Annotated in this window: 11 protein-coding genes; all 11 read left to right on the forward strand. The window is 36.9% G+C overall.

Annotated elements, in window-relative coordinates; translation table 11 throughout:
- Nucleotides 1-184 precede the first annotated feature (184 nt).
- The 11 genes from BWZ20_RS14335 to BWZ20_RS14385 all read left to right on the forward strand — a co-directional run bounded on the left by BWZ20_RS14335 (nucleotide 185) and on the right by BWZ20_RS14385 (nucleotide 21,047).
- Entirely contained in the window at nucleotides 185-3,199 is a 3,015-nt protein-coding gene (locus BWZ20_RS14335; RefSeq protein ID WP_076620955.1) for a SusC/RagA family TonB-linked outer membrane protein, read from the forward strand.
- A gap of 12 nt (nucleotides 3,200-3,211) precedes the next feature.
- Nucleotides 3,212-4,753, forward strand: coding sequence for a RagB/SusD family nutrient uptake outer membrane protein (locus BWZ20_RS14340; RefSeq protein ID WP_076620957.1), 1,542 nt, complete (start codon nucleotides 3,212-3,214; stop codon nucleotides 4,751-4,753).
- A 12-nt stretch (nucleotides 4,754-4,765) separates the two neighbouring features.
- Nucleotides 4,766-6,505, forward strand: a complete 1,740-nt coding sequence (locus BWZ20_RS14345; RefSeq protein ID WP_076620959.1) for a LamG domain-containing protein — start codon at nucleotides 4,766-4,768, stop codon at nucleotides 6,503-6,505.
- Between the two features lie 152 nt (nucleotides 6,506-6,657).
- Complete coding sequence (locus BWZ20_RS14350) at nucleotides 6,658-8,241, forward strand: sulfatase family protein (protein WP_232217117.1); 1,584 nt, start codon at nucleotides 6,658-6,660, stop codon at nucleotides 8,239-8,241.
- Nucleotides 8,231-10,312 carry a glycoside hydrolase family 172 protein gene (locus tag BWZ20_RS14355; protein WP_076620962.1) on the forward strand — a complete coding sequence of 694 codons (2,082 nt, stop codon included), beginning with the start codon at nucleotides 8,231-8,233 and terminating at the stop codon, nucleotides 10,310-10,312. The genes BWZ20_RS14350 and BWZ20_RS14355 overlap by 11 nt, the downstream gene beginning before the upstream one ends.
- Nucleotides 10,312-11,679 carry a glucoamylase family protein gene (locus BWZ20_RS14360; protein ID WP_076620964.1) on the forward strand — a complete coding sequence of 456 codons (1,368 nt, stop codon included), beginning with the start codon at nucleotides 10,312-10,314 and terminating at the stop codon, nucleotides 11,677-11,679. Before BWZ20_RS14355 ends, BWZ20_RS14360 begins: the two co-directional genes overlap by 1 nt.
- Before the next feature lies 1 nt (nucleotide 11,680).
- Nucleotides 11,681-13,027: a glucoamylase family protein gene (locus BWZ20_RS14365; protein WP_076621377.1), complete on the forward strand. Its 1,347-nt coding sequence runs from the start codon at nucleotides 11,681-11,683 to the stop codon at nucleotides 13,025-13,027.
- A 10-nt stretch (nucleotides 13,028-13,037) separates the two neighbouring features.
- On the forward strand, nucleotides 13,038-13,823 hold the full coding sequence (locus BWZ20_RS14370) for a prolyl oligopeptidase family serine peptidase (protein ID WP_076620966.1): 786 nt from the start codon (nucleotides 13,038-13,040) through the stop codon (nucleotides 13,821-13,823).
- Nucleotides 13,823-16,174, forward strand: a complete 2,352-nt coding sequence (gene bglX / locus BWZ20_RS14375) for a beta-glucosidase BglX (protein WP_157358419.1) — start codon at nucleotides 13,823-13,825, stop codon at nucleotides 16,172-16,174. Before BWZ20_RS14370 ends, bglX begins: the two co-directional genes overlap by 1 nt.
- A 43-nt stretch (nucleotides 16,175-16,217) precedes the next feature.
- Nucleotides 16,218-18,437, forward strand: a complete 2,220-nt coding sequence (locus BWZ20_RS14380) for a glycoside hydrolase family 3 N-terminal domain-containing protein (RefSeq protein WP_076620968.1) — start codon at nucleotides 16,218-16,220, stop codon at nucleotides 18,435-18,437.
- A 9-nt stretch (nucleotides 18,438-18,446) separates the two neighbouring features.
- Nucleotides 18,447-21,047, forward strand: coding sequence for a glycoside hydrolase family 2 TIM barrel-domain containing protein (locus BWZ20_RS14385; RefSeq protein WP_083677232.1), 2,601 nt, complete (start codon nucleotides 18,447-18,449; stop codon nucleotides 21,045-21,047).
- The last annotated feature ends 98 nt before the right edge of the window (nucleotides 21,048-21,145 follow it).

A 21,145-nucleotide genomic window follows, 5' to 3' on the forward strand; every position in this document is an offset into this window, starting at 1 on the left:
TTAAGATTTTACAACGTTTTCGTTTATATTTAAACTACGTCAAAATCAGATTTTAAGGGCATTCATACGTTTTTAATATTTCTTGGCGTAATTAAAATGTAAACAACACCTACGTTGTGTAAAGGTTAAGATTTTAACTTTATGATTAGAAAAAATCTAACTATTACAATCTAAATGTTAATGTATGAAAACTAAATTCAGTTTAATATTGCTTTTATGCGTTTCTCTAATTTCGTGGAGTCAGCAAATAGAAGTAAATGGTGTTGTAACTTCAGCAAGTGATGGAATACCATTACCTGGTGTAAGTGTCATTGTAGAAGGTACCTCCAGAGGTGCTGTAACCGATTTTGATGGTAAATACACAATTAGTGTACAGAGCGGTCAAAAATTAAATTTTAGTTATATAGGGTTTAAAGCTCAAAGTATAGCAATTACCAACCAAACTACAGTCAATATCGCATTAGAAGAGGACATAGAGTCCCTCAGCGAAGTTGTTGTTGTGGGTTATGGCTCACAAAAGAAAGCAGATTTAACAGGTGCCATTTCTACCGTTAAGTCGGAGGAAATCGCCAAAACACCTGCTACCAATGCTATGCAGTCATTACAAGGTAGGGTAGCCGGACTTCAAATAGTAAGTTCTGGTCAGCCAGGAACAGGCCCAACGGTTAGAATACGAGGTGTAAATTCATTTTCAGCTGGTGGTGGCCCTTTGTATGTAGTGGATGGTGTATTTTATGATAATATAGACTTTTTAGATCCCAATCAAATAGAGAGTGTGTCGGTTCTTAAAGATGCGTCGTCAATAGCTATATTTGGTACTAGAGGAACAAATGGTGTTGTTATTGTAGAGACAATTTCTGGCAAAGCAAATAGTAAGCCAACAATAACTTACAATGGATACACTGGTTATCAAAATGCACAAAATGTGGTTAAGATGGCAAATGCAGAACAATTTGTTACTATGGCTTTAGAGTCTGGGTCGCAGGCAGATATTGAGTTTGTAGAAAACGCCATACAGCGCTACGGAAGAAGTAGAGTAAATCCTAACATCCCAGATGTCAATACAGACTGGTACAAGGAAGTCTTAAGAGTAGCACCTATTACTAACCATAGTATAGGTGTTACTGGTGGTACCGAAAACACAATTTATGGTGTTAACGCTAATTACTTTTCTCAAGAAGGTATCCTAGACATGAAAAACGAATACGAACGTTTTAATATTCAATCTAATGTTGAAGCTAAAATATCTGACAGATTAAAGGTTGGCGTAAATACATTATTTAGTAATGCTACGCGCTTCAACCCAGAAAACGGAGCTTGGTTTCAAGCATACTTTGCGGTGCCTATTTTACCAGTTTTTGATACACTTAACCAAGATGCTACACCAATTCCATTCTCAGACGCAACGCTGCTTGGTTATAGAGGTTCACAGAATCCATTTCCAACAATGAGGTTCAATAACAATAGAGTTAGACAAAGAAAATTTTTGGCGAGTATATTTTTAGAGTATGATATAATACCTGATAAATTGAAATTCAGAACATTCTACAGCCATGATTACGAAACAAACTCAGAGAGAAACGTAAGATTACCATATTTTATTACTGAAAACTCTCAACGCGCTGTATCTTCTATTAGAAGAGCGGAGTTTAACAGATCTAATCAGTATTGGGATAACCTATTAACCTATACAGATAGTTTTGGTGATCATAATCTCAAGGTAACAGCAGGTACATCTTTCATCGATAGGCAAGATGAATTTCTTTCTGCCACTGGTGACGATATTACAGGTATTGGTCTAGAATCTTCTTGGTTTTTAAACTTTGCAGATCCTGGATCTTTTGCAGATCAGGTAAGTGGTATTGGCGATCGTTTATATTATTTTGCATATTTAGGAAGACTTGAGTATAATTTTAAGAATAAATACCTCTTAAATGCTACTTACAGATATGAGGGCGATAGTAGATTTCCAAAAGAAATTTGGTTAGGTACAGGAAGTGTTGGTCTAGGTTGGGTAATGTCTGAAGAAAAATTTATGGCTAACAATGGTGTTTTTGATTTCCTAAAACTAAGAGGTAGTTGGGGTCAATTGCCAAATGGAGCACTTTCTGGTAGTGCTGGTACGAGAACAATTTCCACATTAACAACCGCAATAAACGATCTCTTAACAAATGGTATAATTAGTTCAAATAACTTTACAAATTTAGAGCGCGAAATACTAGAAGAAACAAACGTTGGTATAAGTGCTAGACTTTTTGATAATAGACTATCTCTAGAATTAGATTACTTCATTAGAGACACAAAACGATTAGTAATTCCGGTAATTCAGCCCATTGCAGGCAATACTGTCTTAGAAAACAAAGGCGAAATGCGTAACAAAGGTTTTGAGATAGCTGCTGGCTGGAGTCAACGTATCAACGATAATTGGAGCTACTCTATTAGTGGAAATCTGGGTACACTAAATAATGAGATGACTAGGATTGATAATAATCTAGGGTATTTAGATACTGGTAGTGCAGAGTTTCGTCAAAGATCAATCGTTGGGCAACCAGTTGAGGCCTTCTTCGGATTAGAAGTTGAGGGAGTATATCAAAATGACCAACAAGTGGCTAATGACCCAATTGCGGTGGATAACAACTTAGAACCAGGAGACTTTATTTATAAAGACCAAAACAATGACGGTGTTATTGACGATCAGGATAGAGTAGTTATTGGATCTTATCTGCCAGAAATTACTTATGGTGGTAACATGCAGGTTTCGTACAAAAATTTCGATCTATCTGTTGCCATTGCAGGCCAAGCAGGTAATGAAATACTAAACCGCAAACGTGGCGAAGTTATTTTTACTAATGATACAAACGTAGATGCTGATTTTGCTATCAACAGATGGCGTGGTGAAGGAACAACCAATTCTTATCCATCATCAGCTGGGCGTCGAAAAGGTTGGAATCAAAGATTGAGTACCTTCTTTATCGAAGATGGATCATTCTTTAGAATTCAAAATGTTCAGTTAGCCTACACAATTCCTGCGAGTGAATTAGGTAAAAATATGCCAGAGGTGAGATTAACACTCACAGCAGAAAGACCACTAACTGTATTTGATTATAATGGCTTTAATCCAGAAGTAGCTAACGGTGTGGATAGACAAACATATCCTATACCTGCTATATATACTTTTGGCGTAAATATTAAACTTTAAAAAAAACGCAATATGAAAAACTTAAGAAAACTATCCAAATCATTGGTGTTGCTGCTGGTGATTTGTATTTCACTATCGTCCTGTAACGATAAACTAGAGGAGAATGACGGCCAACTAGCGTCCAGTGATTTAGACTTTACTCAAACAGATGATATGATACTACCTCTTATCGGCTCATACGCCGTAACATACTCTAGAGGATGGGAAGACCCACTTCTTATTGGAGTAAGAGGAGATGATGTTAATGCTGGTGGTTTGGGAGATCAACCGCTATTTGCAGAAACAGATTTGTTTAACTACGATAATGGGTTTTGGATGTACAATCAAGTATGGGAGAATTTTTACGGAGATATCCTCGATATTAACAATACCCGCGAAACTATTGAACAATACAAAGAATTTGCAACAGGCGATGATATAGCGCTAGCAGATCAATATATAGCCGAAACAATGGTGCTTAGTGGCTTTCAGCATTTGCAGATGTCTAAGCTTTGGGGAGATATTTTTATAATCACCTCTACTAATGTTCAAGAAGAACTAGATAATGGTGTATTTACTAAGATGGAAGTAATGCAGTACATATCAGATCTTATGGATGAAGCCATACCTTTCTTGCCAGATGTACGACCAAATGAAAGAACCGATGTTCCTGGTGGTGTAACCAAATATACAGCTCTAGCTGTTAAAGCAATGGCCAATTTAGAAATGGAAAAATATCAAGAAGTCGCAGATGCTACGGGAGAAATTATCAACTCCAACAAATTTATGTTGTACCCAGACTTTTATGAACTCTTCAAAAAGCCTGGTAAACTAAGCAACGAAAATATTTTTGAATTACAATTTTCAGACTTCAATTCAGATTCAGGCCCAGTGAGTAACCATTTATACGCACCCTTTGGACCATCCAGTTGGGATCCTCTCGTAGAAACAGCATCAGGTGGTTGGGGATTTTATGAGCCAAGCTTAAAATACATAAAGTTTATGTTAGATAGAGGCGATCAAATTAGATTGGTAACTAGTGTTAACTTTACACCACGAGGAATCGATGAGATTATGATGGATCCTGAATATTCAACATTACCAAGTTACATTACTAACGTCACATTAGATGGTGATGTGTTCAACGACTACCCTAGAGCTATGTTTGGTAGTGGTAAACACTATTTACCTTCTAACCAATTAACTCCAGGAAGAAATAGTTATGGTTCTGGTAAAAATTTCATTGTTATCAGATATGCAGAAATATTATTGATGTACGCAGAAGCTTTAACACGTGGTGTAAGTGGAAGCGGACTAACAGCAGACCAAGCGGTTAATATGGTTAGATCTAGAGTTAATATGCCAGCTCTATCTAATGTTACAACACAAGATGTTATTGATGAAAAATTTGCTGAATTAGCTATGGAATGGGGAATTCGATACTTCGATATGATTAGACTAAATGAATATAATGAACTAAGCTACGAAGGCCGAACTTTTACCGCGCAAGACGAGCTTTTGCCTTATCCGCAAGAGCAGTTAGACTTACTACCACTAGAAGATCAAGACAATTAAAATATGCTAAACATGAAAAAATTTAAATACATATTTGGGTTATCCATAATGATGGTGATATCTTCTTGTTACGAAGGTATAGACCCAATCACAGAAGTAGATCCAGGACCAGATGCTGGTGCACCTATCGTAACCATTGAAAGACCAGTAGATGGCTTCTCAATTCAAGTTCCAGATCCAGTAACTTCTACACCTATTGAGTTTAGAGCAGAGGACGATATAGAACTTGCTTCCGTAATTGTAAGGTTAGACGGACAAGAGATAGCTTCTTACGATCAATTTCTCGACTATAGAATTTTTATAGAAGAATTCGTTTATGACAACATTACAACAGGCGATCATGTACTCGAGGTATCTGCAACAGATTTAGTTGGTAATACAACTGTTTCTGTGTCTAATTTTAGTAAAGAACCTCCTTACACTCCATTGTATCCTGGAGAAACATTCTACATGAATTTTGATGGTAGCTATAGTGAATTAGTAACCGTAACAGATGCAGATGAGGTTGGTAACCCAGGTTTTGCACCCGAAGCCAGAGTGGGTACAGGCGCTTACGCTGGTGCTCCAGACTCCTATTTAACCTTCCCAACCGACGGTCTTTTGGCAAACGAGTTTAGTGCTTCATTTTGGTTAAAGGTTAATGCAACACCAGATAGAGCAGGTGTATTAGTAATCGGGCCAGAAGATCCTGGAAATCCAAACTATCCAGATTCACAAAATAACAGAAACGCAGGTTTTAGATTCTTTAGAGAGAATGCTGGTGGTATGCAGCGCTTTAAACTAAATGTTGGGACAGGAAGCGGAAACAGTTGGTTTGATGGTGGAGCAGCAGCAGATGTCGATCCTTCTGCAGATGAATGGGTACATTTCGCATTCACCATTTCAGGCAGCGAATGTGTAGTTTATAAAAACGGTGAAGTTGTTAGTCAAAATTCTTTTACTGGTGTAGACTGGACAGGTTGTGATGTGTTATCCATAATGTCTGGTGCGCCTAGATTTACGGGTTGGAATCATAGATCTGATGAAAGTTATATGGACGAGCTTAGACTCTTTAACATGGCATTAACCCAAGAGGAAGTTATAGAATTAATAGCTCAGGCTGATGAGATATTTAAGTTAGATTTCAATGGTAGTTTTACCGAAGACTATAGTGACCAAGACTGCACTGAAGTTGGTAGTCCAGATTTTTCATCAGACGCCTACGAAGGCACAAGTGCTTATCAAGGAGCAACGGATTCTTATCTAACATTTCCTACAGATGGTCTGTTAAACGAAGAATTCTCTGCAGTATTTAGGTACAAACTTAATGGAACACCAGATAGAGCAGGTGTACTTGTCATTGGTCCGCCAGATACTAACAATCCCGATGCCCAAAACAATAGAACGAGTGGATTTAGATTTTTCCGCGAAAATGCCGGAGGCATGCAGCGCTTTAAATTAAATGTAGGTAGAGGTGATGGTGATTCTTGGTTTGATGGCGGTGCAGCAGCAGATTTAGATCCTAATAACCCTCAATGGGTACAAATGGCATTTACCATTTCAAATACCGAGTGTGTGGTTTACATTGATGGTCAGGTTGTAAGCCAAAATACCTTTACTGGTGTCGATTGGTCAGATTGTGACATACTTTCAATAATGTCCGGTGCACCTAGGTTTACCGGTTGGAATCATAGATCTGACGAAAGCCTAATGGATAATCTGAGAATTTATAAAAAGGCACTTTCTCTAGAAGAAATTCAATCTATGCTGTAGCACAAAAATATTGAGCCGAAACACCAAATATAAGTGTGTATAAACTTTTGAATTAGTCTTTATTGCTTTAGCTGCATTTATAAAAATAAATGCAGCTAAAGTTTATCCTAAACTTACTAATGAACCTAATATATCAAAATAAAGTTTTTGTTTTGACGGCTATCTTATTATCAATATTTAGCTGCAAAGATTACACCAACAAAGCGTCTTTGAATGGCATTAGTCAAGATACTTCAAAGGTCGTCAATAAAAGTGTGACTATTGATTCTTCAAAACCAAATGTTATTATTATTAACGTAGACGACTTGGGTTATGGTGATGTTGGTGTTTACGGCGCCACCAAAGTGCAGACACCAGCGATAGATAAACTTGCTAGCGAGGGTATGATGTTTACGGATTTTCATTCGGCTTCTGCAGTATGTTCCCCCTCAAGATATGCCCTTTTAACCGGAAGATACCCAAGCCGTAAAAATTTAAATAATCCAATTTTTCTTAAAGCAAATCTTAAAATTGATACATCTAGAACAACCATTGCAGATGTATTCAAAAAATCAGGATATGAAACAGCAATAATCGGCAAATGGCATTTGGGATTTGGTCACCAAACACCAGTAAATTGGAATAAACCGCTTAAACCAGGCCCTTTAGAATTAGGGTTCGACTATTATTTTGGAGTACCAGTGTTAAATAGTCATCCACCCTTTGTTTATGTTGAAAATCATCACGTCGTTGGGCTTTTACCAGATAAAGATCCTCTGATATATAATACAAAGGCAGAAACCGAGCACTTTGATGAAAAATTTGGTTATAACGAAATAGGAGGTGGTCTAGCAGCACACCGATTATATAAGGATAGAGAGGTTGGTACAACACTAAAGAATAAAGCGGTCGATTGGATAAAGTTGAATAGCAAAAAACCTTTCTTTCTCTATTTTGCTACAACTAATATTCATCATCCATTTACACCTGCTCCAAGATTTATCAATAGCAGTGACGCTGGTACCTATGGAGATTTCATTCACGAATTGGATTGGATGATTTCAGAAATCGTAAGAACTCTCGAGGAAGAAGATATAGCCAACAACACACTACTTATCATTACAAGTGATAATGGTGGTATGTTGAATAGAGGAGGGCAACAAGCCAGAAAGATGGGACATAAGCAAAATGGGGATTTATTAGGCTTTAAATTTGACGCTTGGGAAGGTGGTCATCGGGTACCATTTATTGCGCGCTGGCCAAGACGAATAAAAGCTGGTACTGTAAGTAATGCTTTGGCGTCAAATATTGATTTAATGGCAACCTCTGCCGACCTATTAGGCATAACGCTTGGTGATAATGAAGGCGAAGATAGTGTTTCAATGCTCAATGTTTTACTCGGTAAAGATACAAAGGGTAACAGACAAGAATTATTGATTAGTCCTTCTAGCCCAAGACATTTGGCCATACGAAGCGGTAAATGGATGTACATCTCAAATCAAGGAGGTGGCGGTTTTGCAGACAAGAATCTGGGAGATCATACTTTTGGTGGGCCAGCAGCATTCAGCTTTACCAAACAGAAAAACAGTGATGTACAAGATGGAAAAATTAAAGACAACGCACCATTAGCTCAACTTTATAACTTAGAAGTAGATCCTTATCAGAATAAAAATGTATACGACAATTACCCTAATATAGTAGATAATCTTAAGAACATGATTGAAGAATTAAAATTAAATACAAGTCATGGGAAATAATTCAGCTAAAAAAATATTAATTTTTTTATGTGGACTATATGTTTTGGCGTGCAATACAAATAATACAGACAAATCGCAAAACTATATTTCCTATGTAGATTTGGTTAACAAGTTAACCGATTTAAGACAATTGGCAAAGCTTCCAGAAAAAGGAGAAAAAAGTGCCATGTGGTCTAGTTATGACAGAGCTAGTAAAATAGATAGCATTACAGGAGAATTCATCAATTGGGATGCTAATATCGACGGGCTTAGACCTCAATACATTAGAAAAGAAGGTGAATATGAGGTATTGGCAGAAATGGAAGGTCCGGGAGCCATTGTAAGAATATGGTCTGCAAGCCCAAGAAAAGGTAAAGTGAAGATTTATATAGATGGAAATGACACACCGATAATTGACGAATCGTTCATAGACTATTTTAAGCCAAGTGTACCTGCGTTTAGTTACAGTGGCTTGGTCTATGAAACCAATGCTAAGGGTTTCAACAATTATGTGTCTATATCTTATAATAAAAGTTGCAAAATAGTCGCTGAACTCGGTTGGGGACAATATTACCAATTTAACTATATCACATTTCCTGATGACGTTGAGCTCGAGGATTTCAGTCCTGTTCTTAACGAAAGCCAAGTTAATGCGCTTCAAAAAACAGATGATTTTTTCAATAACCATCTGGGAAAATCACCTTATAGTGATACCGATTTTGAGCGTATTTCCAAGAAGGTTACGTTAAATCCTAAAGACAGGAAGACAGTAGTCAGTTTATCTGGTGCTAAAGCCATAACAGAACTTTCAATTAAAATAAAAAATAGGGATTCTTCTGAGATAGCAGAGTTACTAAGAAAAACATCCATTGTCATGAAATGGGACGGCAGCAGCGATATATCTGTTTGGTCACCATTAGGAGATTTCTTTGGGACAGCTCCTGGTTGGAACAACTATAAAACACTACCAATGGGTATGACGGAAGAGCATATGTATTCGTATTGGTATATGCCATTTTCAAACGGTGCCGAGATTATTCTAGAAAATGATTATGACAAAGCAGTTGATTTAGAGCTATTGGTTTCTTACGAGACACTCGAAAATGATGTTGAGAATTATGGCAGATTTCATGCGAAATGGCACAGAGACTTAGAAACACTTCCAAAAGACCGTTGGCCCGATTGGAAATGGTTAGAAACCCACGGGAAAGGTCGCTTTGTTGGTGCATATCTATTAGTGTGGAATCCTAAAGGTGGTAGTTACACAAAAGCAACTCCAGGGCACCATTGGTGGGGTGAAGGCGATGAAAAGTTTTTCGTGGATGGAGAAGAGTTTCCTTCTACTTTTGGTACAGGTACAGAAGATTATTTTGGTTATGCTTGGTGTAATCCTTCTTTTTTTGAGAAAGCATATCATAGCCAATCCTTGGATAATGATAATATGGGCTATCAACCAATGACAAGATGGCAAATAATAGATAATATACCTTTTCAAAAATCATTTGATGCCTATTTGGAAAAGTACTTCCCTAATGAATGGCCAACGCAATATGCCACAACGGTATATTGGTATTTAGAACCTGACGGGAAAGATAATTTAGGTAAAGTGCCTTTAAAAGATAGATATGCTTACGAAACACCTTACGAAGTTTTTAGAAAGGAAAATGTTATCGAGGCAGAACATCTTAAAATCAAATCTAATTCTGGTGGTTGGGCGTCTACGGACGTTTGGGTAAATGAAAATTTGTACTCTACCACAAGCGGACATAAAATTATGCTATGGTCGTCTGTTAAGAATAAAGATAACAAACTATCATTGAGTTTTGACTGGCCGAATGATGGTGTTTATGAGGTATATGCTAACGTAGTTAAATTAAAAAATGGAGGTGTATTTGGATTTAGCATCAACAACCACACTTTAAAAAATGTAGATTTTAAAACACAAGATTCCTTGAGAACCGAAGTTATACATTTGGGAAGAGTGAAATTAAATTCTGGTGAGCAAAACCTCAATATAAGTTTTAAGGGTAACACGTTTAAAGAAGCCAATGGACTTCAAATAGACTACTTAGAATTAAAAAGAATCAATTAATGTACACTACTAGAAAAATAACAATCCTAACTTTCATCATTTTAGGTCTTGTATTGTCTTGCAAGAGCGAAAAGAAAGATGTTCCCGAGAGTAATAAGGGACTTTATTCTGATTTGACCAATCAAGAGCTTTTGGATACTATTCAATTTCAAACCTTTAATTATTTCTGGGAAGGCGCAGAGCCAAATTCTGGTTTAGCTAGAGAGCGGTTACATATGGATGACGTCTATCCTACCTCACCAAAAAATACAGTTACAACTGGCGGAAGCGGCTTTGGGCTTATGGCTATTATTGTTGGTGTTGAACGAGGTTGGATTACAAGAAAAGAGGCTCTCGAAAGATATACTAAGGTGGTTGATTTTCTTGAAACAGCAGATCGTTTTCACGGTGCTTGGCCACATTGGATTGATGGGGAAACAGGGAAGGTTTACCCTTTCAGCAAAAAGGATAATGGTGGCGATTTAGTTGAAACGGCTTTTTTGATTCAAGGTCTCTTAACAGTTGCTGAATTCTTTAAAGACGGTAATGAACAAGAAAAAGCGTTGGTAGCAAAGATAGATAAATTATGGCGAGGGGTAGAATGGAACTGGTACACCAAAGGTGGCGAAGATGTGCTGTACTGGCATTGGTCACCCCAATACCGTTGGGAAATGAATTTTCCTGTAGGTGGTTACAATGAATGTTTAATTATGTATGTGCTTGCTGCAGCTTCGCCGACACATTCCGTTTCAAAAGAAGTTTACGAAAATGGTTGGGCAAGAAATGGCGATATCATTTCAGATGAAACATATTATGATGAAGATTTGGTGTTGGATTATTATCAACATAGCGATGCACCCATCGGACCATTATTCTGGTCACATTATTCCTACTTAGGGTTGAATCCAAAAGGTTTGTCAGATCAATATGCCGATTACTGGAAATTGACTCAAAATCACGCTAAAATTCACTACAAGTATGCGGTAGATAATCCAAAAAAATATAAGGGATATGGTAACAGCCTTTGGGGACTGACTTCTAGTTATTCTGTAAAAGGCTATAAAGGTCACAGACCAGGAAATGATCTTGGTGTAGTGTCACCTACAGCAGCATTATCATCGTTTCCTTATACACCAGGAGAAAGTATGAATATGCTAAATAATATCTACAAAAACCATGACAGTTTGGTTGGTAAATATGGTCCTTATGATGCTTTTAGTTTTGAGCATAATTGGTACACGCCGAGGTATTTGGCAATCGATCAAGGGCCAATTCCTGTGATGATAGAAAATCATAGAACAGGCTTACTATGGAATTTATTTATGCAAAACAAAGATGTTCAAGCGGGTTTAAATAAGCTTGGATTTAAAATTGAAAAAGAAAATTAAGATGAAGACTTTCAGACTATTAATTATTACAGTATTGTTTTTAAACTGCGGATCAGATAATGGTCCAGGTTATCAAGAACCCTATGATCCAAATGATAATGACCCTTTCATTCCATTATCTGATACAGAAATTATGGATTTAACCCAACAAGAAACTTTTAAATATTTCTGGGATTATGCAGGCGCAAATTCTGGTGCGGCAAAAGAGCGTTATCACCCAAATGATCCTAGCAATAGCCAAAATGTTATAACTGCTGGCGGTAGTGGATTTGGTTTAATGGCCATAATAGTTGGTATAGAACGTGGTTATATCTCAAGAGCTGAGGGTGTTCAACGATTGCAACAAATACTCAACTTTTTTGAAGGTGCTGACCGTTTTCACGGTGCTTGGGCACATTGGATGAATGATGCCACTGGTGCAGTTATACCTTTTAGTACCCAAGACGATGGTGGTGATATTGTTGAAACTGCATTTTTGGTTCAAGGGTTGATTTGTGTTAAGGAATATTTGAAAGATGGCTCTACTGAAGAACAAGAATTGGCAAACCAAGCTGATACACTTTGGAAAGGTGTAGAATGGGATTGGTACACAAACGGACAAAACAAGTTGTTATGGCATTGGAGTCCTAACAATGGTTTTGCTATTAACCTCGAGTTGAGAGGTTATAATGAAACCCTGTTAGCATTTATTCTAGGCGCAGCATCACCAGATTATCCTATTCCAGCAGAGGCTTATCATCAAGGTTGGGCGAATAATGGAAATATCGTATCGTCTGCAAATCAATATGGTATTCCTTTAATTTTAGACCATGCTGGTAGCGGAACAGGACCCCTGTTCTGGGCGCATTATTCATATTTAGGCTTAGATCCTTCTAACTTAAATGACCAATATGCTAATTATTGGAACTTGAATGTAAATCATACCAATATCAATTACCAATACTGCGTTAACAATCCTAATGATTATGCAGATTACGGACCAAACTGTTGGGGATTAACAGCAAGTTATACAAGAAATTCAGACGGTTCTGTGGGCTATACGGCTCACGATCCACAAAATGACAATGGCACAATTTCTCCTACTGCAGCAGTAAGTTCAATCCCTTACACACCAGAAAAATCTCTGGCGGCAATGCACTATTTCTATGAAAATGATTTAATGGGACCAGCAGGGTTTTACGATGCATTTAATCCTGAACATAATTGGGTAACAGAACGTTATTTAGCCATAGATCAGGGACCGCAAATTATTATGATAGAAAATCATCGTACAGGATTATTATGGAATTTGTTTATGCAAAACGAAGAAGTTCAAAATGGATTGGATGCCTTAGGGTTTACTTATTAATTATTACAGGATGAAGATATTTCAAATAATATTTATTCTATACTCATTAATCACGACTACATTTGTTAGTGCACAAGAGCATATATTTAAAGAAAAATTTCATGTAAAAGGTGAAGATACCTTACAGTATCGCATTATGTACCCTGAAAATTTTTCCGAGGAAGAAACATATCCAGTAGTATTATTTCTTCACGGTGCAGGAGAACGAGGAAACGATAATAAAAAGCAACTTGTACACGGTAGCAAATTATTCACGGATAAAACTAATAGAGATTCATTTCCGGCTATTGTGATTTTTCCGCAATGCCCTAAAAATGACTATTGGTCTAAAGTAGATGTTGATAGATCAACAAAGCCTATAGGTTTAAAGTTTGAATATGAAACCGGTCCGACAACAGCAATGGCCTTGGTACTGGATTTAATGGATGAACTTGCTGAAAAATCGTTTGTAAAAAAAGAGAAGATATATGTTGGTGGTCTGTCTATGGGAGGCATGGGAACTTTTGAAATTCTTTCGAGAAGACCAGACATGTTTGCGGCAGCCTTTGCCATCTGCGGTGGTGGTGATCCAGAATCTGTGAAAGAATACGCCAACACTACTAGTCTCTGGGTTTTTCATGGCGCTAAAGACGATGTGGTTGATCCTCAACTTTCAATAGATATGGTAAGTGGCATTTTAAAATATGGTGGTAAACCAAACTTTACTTTATATGCAGACGATAATCACAATAGTTGGGACTCTGCTTTTGCAGAACCAGAATTATTAAAATGGCTTTTTTCTAAATCAAAAAAATAATGAGAACTTTCAAAAACACTAACATAAAACCTCTGATAGTTGCTGTTTGTCTACTAACAGCAGTATCTTGCAATAACAAGAATAAAAAAAACACATCCTCTAAAACCGATAATCCGTATCAAGAGAAAGTAGATTCCATTATCGGTCTAATGACTTTAGAAGAAAAATTAGGACAATTAAACCTACCGGCAACAGGACCAATTACAACAGGATCTTCAAAAAGTACAGATGTTGTTAAAAAAATTGAAGACGGTAAAATAGGCGGCCTATTCAATCTTGGTGACCCTAAAAATATTTACGAAGTACAGAAAATCGCTGTCGAAAAAAGTCGACTCGGTATTCCTTTAATTTTTGGGATGGACGTTATTCACGGATTCAAAACTACATTCCCAATTCCATTAGGTTTATCATGTTCATGGGATATGGAAATGATTGAAAAAACAGCACAAATTGCAGCGTCTGAGGCAAGCGCTAACGGTATCAACTGGACGTTTTCACCAATGGTCGATATTTCTCGCGATCCGCGTTGGGGAAGAGTTTCCGAAGGTAATGGTGAAGATCCATACTTGGGTAGTGAGATTGCTCGTGCCATGGTTCGTGGTTATCAAAAAGACGATTTAACTGCTAATAATACCTTAATGTCTTGCGTAAAACATTTCGCTTTATATGGTGCCCCAGAAGCAGGTAGAGATTATAACACGGTAGATATGAGCCGTATAAGAATGTATAATGAATATTTGCCACCTTACAAAGCAGCGGTTGATGAAGGTGTTGGTTCTGTTATGGCATCGTTCAATGAAATTGATGGTATTCCAGCGACTGGAAATAAGTGGTTACTAACTGATTTATTGCGAGATGATTGGGGATTCAATGGTTTTGTAGTATCAGATTACACAGGTATTTACGAAATGAAGGCACACGGAATGGGTGATGCGTACGCGGTAACCTCTTTGGCTTTAAAAGCAGGATTGGATATGGACATGGCTGGCGATTCGCCAAATATAGATGCAGCTTACATTAAGCATTTAGAAGGTGCTTTAGAACAAGGAAAAATAGCGATGGCAGATATTGATACCGCTGTAGCTCGTGTGCTTACTGCAAAGTACCAACTAGGTTTATTTGATGATCCTTACAGATATTGTAATGAAGAACGTTCAAAAAATGAAACCTATACACAAAAGAATAGGGATTTTGCACGTCTCGTTGGTGCTGAGTCTACCGTACTACTTAAAAATGAAAATCAACTATTACCGTTAAAAAAGTCAGGAACAGTAGCCGTTATCGGACCTCTAGCAAAAGCAGGTAACAATATGCCTGGTACTTGGAGTGTGTCTTCCGATCATGATAAAGCCATTTCGGTTTGGGACGGTTTACAGCAAACAGTAGGTGAAAATGTTAATTTGTTGTATGCCAAAGGTAGTAATTTAGATTACGATCTAGAGCTTGAAAAAAGGGCTACAATGTTTGGGAAAACGATCCCGAGAGATGGCAGAACAGACAAACAATTATTAGATGAAGCACTTGCAATAGCTAAAAAATCTGATGTAATTGTAGCAACCATTGGCGAGTCTGCGGAGTTTAGCGGTGAAAGTAGTAGTCGTACAGATATCGGAATTCCACAAGTACAGAAAGACTTATTACAAGCTTTATTAAAAACAGGAAAACCTGTGGTATTGGTATTGTTTACAGGAAGACCTTTAACTTTAGTCGAAGAAAATGAAACTGTACCCGCAATTTTAAATGTTTGGTTTCCAGGCAGCGAAGCTGGTTTGTCCATTTCAGATGTGTTGTTCGGTGATGTTAATCCTTCAGGGAAGTTAACGGCAACATTCCCAAGAAATGTTGGCCAAGTACCACTTTTTTATAACCATAAAAATACAGGAAGACCACTAGGTAATAAGGAAGGAAAATTTGAAAAATTCAAAACCAATTATTTAGATGTTCGTAATGAGCCATTATATCCATTTGGTTATGGGTTGAGCTACACAACATTTGATTATTCAAACTTCAATCTTGATAAAACTTCTATTGGTATGGGTGGCGAAATCTCTGTTTCGGTAGACGTAACAAATTCTGGCAATTATGATGGTAAAGAAGTCGTTCAGCTTTACATAAGAGATGTCGTTGGCTCCGTAACAAGACCGGTTAAGGAATTGAAAGGTTTCAAAAAGGTAAGTATTAAAAAAGGGGAAACTAAAACAGTGACCTTCAACCTATCAGTAGAAGATTTAAAATTCTACAACTATGATTTAGATTTTGTTGCCGAACCAGGAATATTCCAAGTATTTGTTGGAACAGATTCAACAACAGAACTAATGAAAGAATTTGAATTAAAAAATAACAAAGAGTAGCCTTGTCACTTCGAGCGTAGTCGAGAAGTCTAAAAAAATTATAATGAGAAAAATAATCTTTTTCATATTATTTATAAACGGAAGTTTTATAGGCTTTGCCCAAAACTACGAAGTTAAAGTAGATTCGTTAATGAATCTGATGACACTTCAAGAAAAGATAGGGCAAACTGTAATGTACAGTGGTCGTTGGGATCAAACTGGTCCAATCGTAGGTACAGACAATGGCAAATACATTCGTGAAGGAAATTTAGGCGCCATGCTCAACGCATTTTCTGTAAAAGGCACACGAGATCTACAAAAAATTGCAGTTGAAGAAACACGCTTAGGCATACCGTTATTGTTCGGTTATGACGTCATTCACGGCCATCGCACCATCTTCCCGATTAATTTAGGATTATCTGCTAGTTGGGATTTAAAAATGGTTGAAGAAAGCTCTCGCATTGCTGCCGAAGAGGCTTCTGCTGAAGGTTTGCATTGGACGTTTGCACCCATGGTCGATCTTTCGCGAGAGCCTCGTTGGGGACGAATTTCAGAGGGTGCTGGTGAAGATGTCTATTTAGGAAGTGAAATAGCAAAGGCCTATGTAAAAGGGTTTCAAGGTGACGATTTATCGAAGCCTAATACTATTTTGGCCTGTGCAAAACATTACGTGGCGTATGGCGCTGCCCAAGCAGGTCGTGATTACCACACCGTAAATATGGGTGAAGGTGAACTACGAAATGTGTATTTACCACCGTTTAAAGCTGCGGTCGATGCTGGCGTCGAAACATTTATGTCGGCATTTAATGAGTTAAATGGTGTGCCTACTTCTGGAAACAAATTTACCCTAAGAGATATTCTTAGAGAGGAATGGGGATTTGAAGGGTTTGTAGTGTCAGATTATACATCCATTAACGAGTTGGTACCTCACGGATTTGCAAAAGATAGTATTGATGCTGCCAGAATCGGGATGAATGCTGGTGTGGATATGGATATGGTCGGAAAATTATATCACCATTTTTTAGAAGATTTGGTCAAAGAAGGTAAGGTCCCGGAAGCGTATGTTAATGATGCCTGCCGAAGAATTCTTCTCGCTAAATTTAAATTAGGTTTATTTGACAATCCTTATCGATACATCAATGAAGAGCGGGAAAATACCACCAAATACAAGCCTGAATTCTTGGATAAAGCCAGAGAAATTGCGGCAGCGTCTTCTGTCTTACTTCAAAATAAAAATGAAGCTTTACCACTTTCAAAAGACATAAAAAAGATTGCGTTTATTGGCCCTTTGGTAAAAGACGAATATGATATTATTGGTAATTGGGCAGCAAAAGGGGATCGAAAAGGAAAGGCAGTTAGTGTATATGAAGGTATTTCAGAATATTTAAATCCCAATCAGATTCTTTATGCTAAAGGTTGCGAAATTTTAAAGGATGATGATTCTGGTTTTGAGGAAGCCATTTCAATATCCGAGCAAGCTGATGCCATTGTTTTAGTAATGGGCGAAGGTCACCATATGAGTGGTGAAGCGGCTTCGAGAACTAATCTAAAGATTCCAGGTATTCAACCAGAACTTATCAAGAAAATAAGAGAAGCCAATCCAAACAAAAAAATCACTTTGGTATTAATGAATGGTCGTCCATTAAATTTATCTAATGAAGTGGATTTGGTGGATGCGATTTTAGAAATCTGGTTTCCCGGTACAATGGGTGGCGCAGCAACCGCTGATTTATTATTTGGAGAAGTCAATCCTTCAGGAAAATTAACGGTAACATTCCCGAGAAATGTGGGTCAAGTGCCTATTTACTACAATATGAAAAATACGGGAAGACCAATCCCAGAAGATAATCCTAAGGAAGATTACAAGAGTAATTATATCGATGTACCAAATACAACATTATTTGCTTTTGGGCATGGGCTGAGTTATACAACATTCACCTATTCAGATTTCAGAATATCGTCTCAAACTTTAAATCCAAATGGAACTATTGAAGCTTCGGTAACTGTTACCAACTCAGGCAATAGGGATGGACACGAAATAGTACAACTCTACATTCACGATAAAGTAGCAAGCGTCACAAGACCTGTAAAGGAATTAAAAGGCTTTCAAAAATTAGCTTTGAAAAAGGGTGAAAGTAAAACCGTAACATTTAAAATTTCGGTTGAAGATTTAAAATTCTACAACAGCGAAATGAAATATGGTGTAGAACCAGGTGAGTTTGAAATTGCCATTGCGCCAAGTTCAGATTTTAGGTTTAAACATACATTTAACGTATTAGATTAATAGCTAATTATGCCACACATTAACCATAGAATGTTTTTATTAAGCTTTATGTTGTGTGTGGCTTTCCCTTTTTTTTGTAGCTCACAATCAAAAACTATTAATTCTGGATGGCAATTTTCCGAGGATAAAACGACCTGGGAAACCGTAAATATTCCTCATACGTGGAATAAGGATGATGCCTTTGATGATGAGCGCGGCTACCGTCGTGGATTAGGTTTTTATAAAAAGCAAATCTATGTGTCTTCAGAAGGCAAAGACCAAATTTTCTATTTAAAATTTAGCGCCGTAAATCAAGAAGCAACAGTTTTTGTTAATGGAGAAAAAGTTGTGAATCATAAAGGTGGTTACACCGCTTTTAATGTTGAAATCACATCACGTTTAAACTTCGATGCCTACAATTTAATTGAAGTTGAAGTTGATAATTCCCATAATGTAGACATACCACCATTAGATGCGGATTTCACCTTTTACGGTGGCATTTACCGCGATGTGGAATTAATTAAAGTTCCAAAGCAACATTTTAGTTTAAAGGATTATGCTTCCGATGGATTCTATGTTAATTATGACGATATCTCCAAAGAAAAAGCCAGTATAAATATTAAAGTTTTAATTGACAATTTTGATAAAAAAACCGAAACGCATTTAGACCTTAAGATTTTTGATGCTGATGGACATCTGATAAGACAAGATCATCAAGGACTAAAATTAAAAGCAAACGAAACAAAAACGATTGAAGTTAATTATCCAGATATTAAGAATCCAAAATTATGGTCACCTGACCATCCGTATTTATATAAATTACAACTGACTTTAACTGATAAAAACGGAAGGGTTTTAGACCAAAAACAGTCTAATTTGGGCTTTCGTTGGGCGAGTGTAGATCCTGAAAAAGGTTTCTTTTTAAATGGAAAACCGATTAAATTAATTGGTGTCAATCGTCATCAAGATTACAAAGATTATGGTAATGCAGTGCCAATCGAGCTGCAAAAACAAGATATTCATCTCATAAAAAATATGGGTGCAAATGTCATTCGATTTGCACATTATCCGCACGCTAGAGAACTGTACAAGCTTTGTGATGAACTTGGTATTTTAGTCTGGACAGAAATACCTGTAATAAATCTGGTAACAGATTCAGAAAGTTATTTTGAAACAAGTCTGAATATGCAAAAAGAGCATATTAAACAGTATTACAATTTCCCTTCTGTCGTAATGTTTGGATATATGAATGAAATCTTTATTCGTTTGGTTTTCAACCGAAATTTATCAAACGAAGAAAAAGCTGAATTAAAAAAAACAGCACTCAAATTAGCAACTCAGATCGAAGATTTAACGAGAACATTAGCTCCAAATCATATAACCGTTATGGCTTGTCATAATTCAGATGTGTATAATGAAACAGGTATTGCGGATATACCAATGCTTTTGGGCTGGAATTTATATTTTGGTTGGTACGATAAACAGATTGAAGATTTAGGAAAATTTCTGGATGAGCAGCATAACCGTTTTCCAAATCGTTCATTGTTATTGTCAGAATATGGTCCTGGAGCAGATGTTCGGATTTTTACCAAAACGCCTAAAAAGTTCGATTTTTCTACCAATTACCAAGCAAAACTGCATCAGTCGTACTATAAACAGATTATTGATCGACCTTTTGTAACGGGAATGACAGCTTGGAATTTTGCGGATTTTGGTTCGGAGTTTCGTGGTGATGCCATTCCGCACGTTAACCAAAAAGGATTAGTACAATACGACCGCAAACCAAAGGATATTTATTATTGGTACAAATCGGTTTTAAATGACAAAGAACCGTTTATTCATATCGCTACCGACTATTTAAAAGGATTAACGTTGTTTGAAGACGAACCATTTCCAGTTCAAATATATTCTAATGAAGACGAAGTCAGCGTAAGTTTGAATGACAATAATTTAGGTGATTTCAAAGTTGAAAATGGTTCGGTAACTATCGATATGCCTTTTATAAATGGAAGCAACAAAATTAAGGTTTCAACCCAAACTATTTCCGAAGAAAAAATAATAAAGGTTAATCGTATTGAAAAACTAGATTTTAAAAATTTTAAGCGACTTGGAATTAACATTGGGTCGCATTTTAATTTTTATGATGAAGAACAAAATATAACTTTTGTACCAGACCAATCTTATAAAGAAGGCTGGTTTGGTCATAAAAACGGAACAGCTTACGGTATGACCAAAGACAAAAATCAAGGTCTGCCACATAATATCAAAAACACCAATGAAGAACCCTTGTTTCAAACCTTGCTCGAAGGTTGCAAAGACTATAAAGTGGACGTTCCAGAAGGCAATTACAACGTGACCTTATATTTTGTTGAGCCACAAATTAAGCCAACCGAAAATATTTATAACCTTTCAGAAAACGCTTCTGAAACCGATAAAAAACAACGCATTTTTGATGTTTATATCAACGATACATTAATCGAAAAACAATTGAATTTAGCCCAAGCCTATCCAGAAAAATATGGTGTAACGCTCAGTGCTATCGTTCAAACTAAAAAAGGATTAACTTTAAAACTCAATGCCATCGAAGGTTTGCCTGTGATTAGTGGCATTTTAATTGAAAAGCTGGACTGATACTGTCACACTGAGCATTGGTTGAAATCAAAGTATACTTTGATTGAAAGCACACTACGAAGTAGTCGAAGTGTCTCGAAAAGCTCAACCTGACAAAT

The organism is Winogradskyella sp. J14-2 (genome assembly GCF_001971725.1).
Lineage (GTDB): Bacteria > Bacteroidota > Bacteroidia > Flavobacteriales > Flavobacteriaceae > Winogradskyella.

Coding starts and splice junctions, on each gene's coding strand:
- BWZ20_RS14335 (WP_076620955.1), top strand. CDS start 185: ATGAAAACTAAATTCAGTTTAATATTGCTTTTATGCGTTTCTCTAATT.
- BWZ20_RS14340 (WP_076620957.1), top strand. CDS start 3,212: ATGAAAAACTTAAGAAAACTATCCAAATCATTGGTGTTGCTGCTGGTG.
- BWZ20_RS14345 (WP_076620959.1), top strand. CDS start 4,766: ATGAAAAAATTTAAATACATATTTGGGTTATCCATAATGATGGTGATA.
- BWZ20_RS14355 (WP_076620962.1), top strand. CDS start 8,231: ATGGGAAATAATTCAGCTAAAAAAATATTAATTTTTTTATGTGGACTA.
- BWZ20_RS14360 (WP_076620964.1), top strand. CDS start 10,312: ATGTACACTACTAGAAAAATAACAATCCTAACTTTCATCATTTTAGGT.
- BWZ20_RS14365 (WP_076621377.1), top strand. CDS start 11,681: ATGAAGACTTTCAGACTATTAATTATTACAGTATTGTTTTTAAACTGC.
- BWZ20_RS14370 (WP_076620966.1), top strand. CDS start 13,038: ATGAAGATATTTCAAATAATATTTATTCTATACTCATTAATCACGACT.
- bglX (WP_157358419.1), top strand. CDS start 13,823: ATGAGAACTTTCAAAAACACTAACATAAAACCTCTGATAGTTGCTGTT.
- BWZ20_RS14380 (WP_076620968.1), top strand. CDS start 16,218: ATGAGAAAAATAATCTTTTTCATATTATTTATAAACGGAAGTTTTATA.
- BWZ20_RS14385 (WP_083677232.1), top strand. CDS start 18,447: ATGCCACACATTAACCATAGAATGTTTTTATTAAGCTTTATGTTGTGT.